General features: G+C 43.2%; 1 protein-coding gene and 1 pseudogene. Both read left to right on the top strand.

The genetic code is table 11. The features are described 5' to 3' along the window. The coding region (locus F6K37_RS22755; RefSeq protein ID WP_287252300.1) for a tail fiber domain-containing protein at positions 1 to 3151 on the top strand (3151 nt) is incomplete at its 5' end. Positions 3152 to 3197: 46 nt separating this feature from the next. Next, positions 3198 to 5154: pseudogene (locus F6K37_RS22760) on the top strand (hypothetical protein); the annotation flags it as partial.

The following is a 5154-nucleotide window of genomic DNA, read 5'->3' on the forward strand; positions in this document are numbered from 1 at the left end:
CCGATTTGGTGTTTACGGTAATGCTTCTGGTGGACAAACTCAATATGGTGGCTATTTCATTGCTACTAATACCGGCAATACTAACGCCTACGGAGTTCACAGCACTGTAGGAGGCAATGAAAATGGCACTAAATATGGTTTACTAGCACAAGCCACAGGTGGTACCAGTGGTAGTCGATTTGGTGTCCACGGTCATGCTTCTGGTGGACAAACTCAATATGGTGGCTATTTCATTGCTACTAATACTGGCAATACTACCTCCTACGGAGTTCAAAGCGTTGTAGGTGGCAATGAAAATGGCACTAAATATGGTTTGCATGCACAAGCAACGGGTGGTACCAGTGGTAAACGATATGGTGTCTACGGCACAGCCAGTGCTGAGAATGATAGCAGTGCAACTGTATACGGTGTCTACGGTGTTGCCAGTGGTGGCAAAACTAGTTATGCTGGCTACTTCGAGGGTGATGCAAATGTAACAGGTAATTTAACCGCTGGCCGTGTAGGTATTGGCATCACAAATCCTACTGAAAAATTAGAGGTGGCTGGAACTGTTAAGGCCACTAGGTTTGAAGGAGATGGTTCTGGTTTAACTGGGATTAGTGCTGGAAAGTGGTCTGATGGTGGTAGTAACAGGATTTACTATAATGCTGGCAATGTTGGTATTGGGACAAATAATCCTAGTCAAAAATTAGATGTAGCTGGAACTATTAGAGCAACTGCTACTAATACGGGCAATACTACTGTCGTCGGAGTTCACAGCCTTATAAGTGGTAATGAAAATGGTACTAGATATGCTTTGTATGGACAAGCAACAGGTAATAACGCTGGTAAGCAATATGGTGTCTACGGTAATGCCTCTGGTGGACAAACTCAATATGGTGTCTACGGTAATGCTTCTGGTGGACAAACTCAATATGGTGGCTATTTTACTGCTACTCATACGGGCAATAGAACGGCCTTCGGAGTTCAAAGCGTTGTAGTTGGCAATGGCAATGGCACTAAATATGGTTTGCATGCACAAGCAACGGGTGGTAGCAGTGGTAACCGATTTGGTGTTTACGGTAATGCTTCTGGTGGACAAACTCAATATGGTGGCTATTTCATTGCTACTAATACCGGCAATACTAACGCCTACGGAGTTCACAGCACTGTAGGAGGCAATGAAAATGGCACTAAATATGGTTTACTAGCACAAGCCACAGGTGGTACCAGTGGTAGTCGATTTGGTGTCAGAGGTAATGCTTCTGGTGGACAAACTCAATATGGTGGCTATTTCACTGCTACTAATACTAGCAATACTACCTCCTACGGAGTTCAAGGCTTGGCAAGTGGTAATGGCAATGGCACTAAATATGGTTTACTAGCACGAGCAACAGGCGGTACCAGTGGTAGTCGATTTGGTGTCTACGGTTTTGCTTCTGGTGGTAGCGATTCATCTGGTGGCTTTTTCAATGCTACTAATACTGGCAATAATACTGCCTACGGAGTTCGCAGTAGTGTAAGTGGCAATGGCAATGGTAATAAATTTGGTTTGCATGCACAAGCAACAGGTGGTACTAGTGGTAATCGATACGGTGTCTACGCTAATGCCAATGCAGATAATGATAGTAGTGCAAATGTATATGGTGTCTACGGTCGTGCCAGTGGTGGCAAAACTAGTTATGCTGGCTACTTCCAAGGTAATGCAAATGTAACAGGTAATTTAACCGCTGGCCGTGTCGGTATTGGCACAAATAATCCTACTGAAAAATTAGAGGTGGCTGGAACTGTTAAGGCCACTAGGTTTGAAGGGGATGGTTCTGGTTTAACTGGGATTAGTGCTGGTGGTGGAACCAAGTGGTCTGATGGTGATAGTAACAGCATTTACTATGATGGCAAAGTGGGGATTGGTACCAAAACCCCTAAGAGCACACAGCATATTGTCGGTGACTTAGTTCTTGGCAAAGATGTTAATAACCAGAAGTTTATTTTTCATTCAAGAACTTTTAAGAATGGAGATTTACTCCACTTCACTTGTGATCAACCTGACGGCAATTGGGATTGGACCAAAGGCATAATATTCTATCGCAATGGTGATGTCACCATTAGAACTAGCAAATTAGAGGTAAATGGAACTGTTAAAGCCACTAAGTTTGAAGGGGATGGTTCTGGTTTAACTGGGATTAGTGGCGACGGACAGTGGCAGACATTATCTGGTAACAATATTCGCTACAATGGCGGTGTTTTGGTTGGTAATTCCCTTCTCCCTAGAACTAATGAATCGAAAGAAAGAGGAGTATCCGGTGCCAGCTTCGCCATAACAGAAACAGTAAATAAGATTCCGCGATGCTACGGTGTTAGGGGTCATTTCCAGGGTTTTCTAACTTCTATCCTTGTAAAAGATGAAAAACATCCAGACGACGAAATTATAGTTAAAGATGAGCCTAAAGATACCACAGATGATAGTCTTAAAGAGAAGATTTCAAGTTTAGGAGGCATTACTCCAGAAAACAGTCCTGAGTCTGTGAAACCTGGGGATTTTCTTGAACAGCGAACTGAGATCTCTGTAGAGGCAGTTGATACCATTGAAGGGACTACTGATCGACCTATTGATACCATTGAAGGAGACAAATCTCCACAGCCAATTCCAAAGCCAGGTTTTTTTAAATCTGGATATGGTGGCTATTTCACTGCTATCAATGGTGGGGCATCTACTGTCTACGGAGTTTACGGTGAAGTAACAGGTCGTCAAGGAAGTAACTCCTTTGGTGTTTACGGTAAAGCTACAGGTGCTGGCAACAATTATGCTGGCTACTTCAATGGTAGAGTGCATGTAACAGGCAATATAACAGCGAACAATCTCCAACAAAAATCCTCACGACAGTTCAAAAAGAATATTAATACCCTGGCCATAGAAGACGCCATAGAAACCCTGGAAGGACTCAATCCCGTCCAATTCAGCTATAAAGAAGATGACCAAAAAGAAACCCACATTGGATTTATTGCGGAAGATGTGCCGGATTTAGTAGCAAGTCGCGATCGCAAAACCCTCAGTCCGATGGATATCGTAGCGGTTTTAACTAAAGTGGTGAAGGAGCAAAACAATACTATTTCTTTGCTAATGGAGAAGGTACAAACTTTGGAACAGAAAAGTCAGTCTAGCGCTTTTTAGCCTAATCAGATAAACAGAATTTTTTACTTCTTCCCTATTCCCTATTATGACGTTACTGCTCCCTGTTCCCTGCTCCCTGTTCCCTATTCCCTGCTCCCTGCTCCCTACTCCCTGCTCCCTATTTCAACAGTTAATTTTAGTTTTGTCCGACTACTTAAGGATTATGACAGATATACAACGTCCCAATTACTTTACTGCCCAGTTTCTAGTAGAAAAAGACTTTAACGATGAGCAAGCCTACCATCGTGACATGCGCCTGCGTCACAATCGTTTACTCCATAACTGGGGTGTGGTGGCAGGATTAGAAGTAACCAAAACCGGGGATAAAAAAATTGCGGTTAGTGAGGGCATGGCCATTGATAAAGATGGTCGAGAAATTATTGTTTTACCCAATTCTCTTGTACCGAAAACCATTAACTTAGATGGATTACCACTCAATACAACTATTGAAATTACCATCATCTATCAGGAAATTCAGGATAAGCCTTACCGACTAGGTAAGGAAACTAAATACAGTCGCACCACTGAACGTCCCAAATTTCTCATCTACGGTGGTATACAAAGGCAACACTGTGATGAAGATAAGGTGGAGGTAAGAACTGGTAGTGCCCCTACCGATGATAATGTGATTCGGTTAGCACGGGTGACCCTAGACAACAACGGTAACGTTAGTACAGTGGATAATTCTGTACGGAAACTAGCCAGTGCTAAGTTATCTACCCTAGATAAGTTAGAGGTAGATGGTACCATTTCCGCCACCAACTTAAATCTGACAGGAGACTCGACTATCGATGGTTCCCTGACAGTGAATGGAAACCTGGAAGTAAAAGGGGATGTGATTGCCCGTGATACCGAGCATATTGCTGGGAATGTGTCCTTGGGGGACCAAGACACTGATGAAGTGAAAGTTACAGGGGTAATTCGCTCTGGGCATTCATCTGGGTCACTTAGGATAGATGATGCGTTACATACCACGGGTGCTCTGACAGTGGATGGTAATGTTGGTATTGGCACAAATAATCCTAGGCAAAAATTAGAGGTAAATGGAACTGTCAAGGCCACTAGGTTTGAAGGGGATGGTTCTGGTTTAACTGGGATTAGTGCTGGCGGTGAAACCAAGTGGTCTGATGGTGATAGTAACAGGATTTACTATAATGCTGGCAATGTCGGCATTGGCACAAATAATCCTAGTGAAAAATTAGAGGTAAATGGAACTGTTAAGGCAAAGTCGCTGACTATCGAAGACAACCTCACTGTCAATGGCAATATTACAACCTCTGGCATGATTAGGGGGTCATCAATGCCGCCTAATCTAATCAGAAATTCCTACATGAATATACTCGATGGCAACAAGCCTGCTGGGTACAGTGTCTTTGGGAATGTTACTTTAGAAGCAGCACACCCTTTCACAAAAGGGTTTGAAGGACCCTATGTAGGCAAAAAACCAGCCAATGCTGCCGATAGTGTAGATGATGCAACCGAAGAAAATCCTTATTGGTTTGGCAGAACTAACAAAGGTGCGCGAATAAAAAGAGGTGGTTTAGCTGATGGTTGGGCTAGTTTTACTGACGGTAGGATTTTGAAAATTACTGGGGATAATTCAGGACCACACACCATGGTACTTTTTCCCTTTGAGTGCAGAGGTAACATTTTAACCAAAAAGTACGTACATCTCAAAGCTTGGCTCAAGATTTCTTCCGGTAAACAAGTGGGATTTGGCGAAATTGCTGGGTGGTCTAATAAGGTTAGAGGGGGCATTGGCATTACGAAAGAGCAAAGTGATAATGCTCCAGATGGTTGGTATCGAGTAGATGGCGTAATTCCCACATCTGAGGTTACGAGTTTGGGTGGTCAGAGTTTTTCTATGGGTATAGTCGGTGACGAGGCTGACGGATCTTTTGAAGTATATCTAGCCTTACCATACCTAGCCAATTTAGATAATGATAGCTGGCTTCCTAGTGTTTCTGATATGCTTTCGCGGGATGGGCTAACAGTTCATCCTA

Origin of the sequence: Moorena sp. SIO4E2, assembly GCF_010671945.1 — a bacterium.
Lineage (GTDB): Bacteria > Cyanobacteriota > Cyanobacteriia > Cyanobacteriales > Coleofasciculaceae > Moorena > Moorena producens.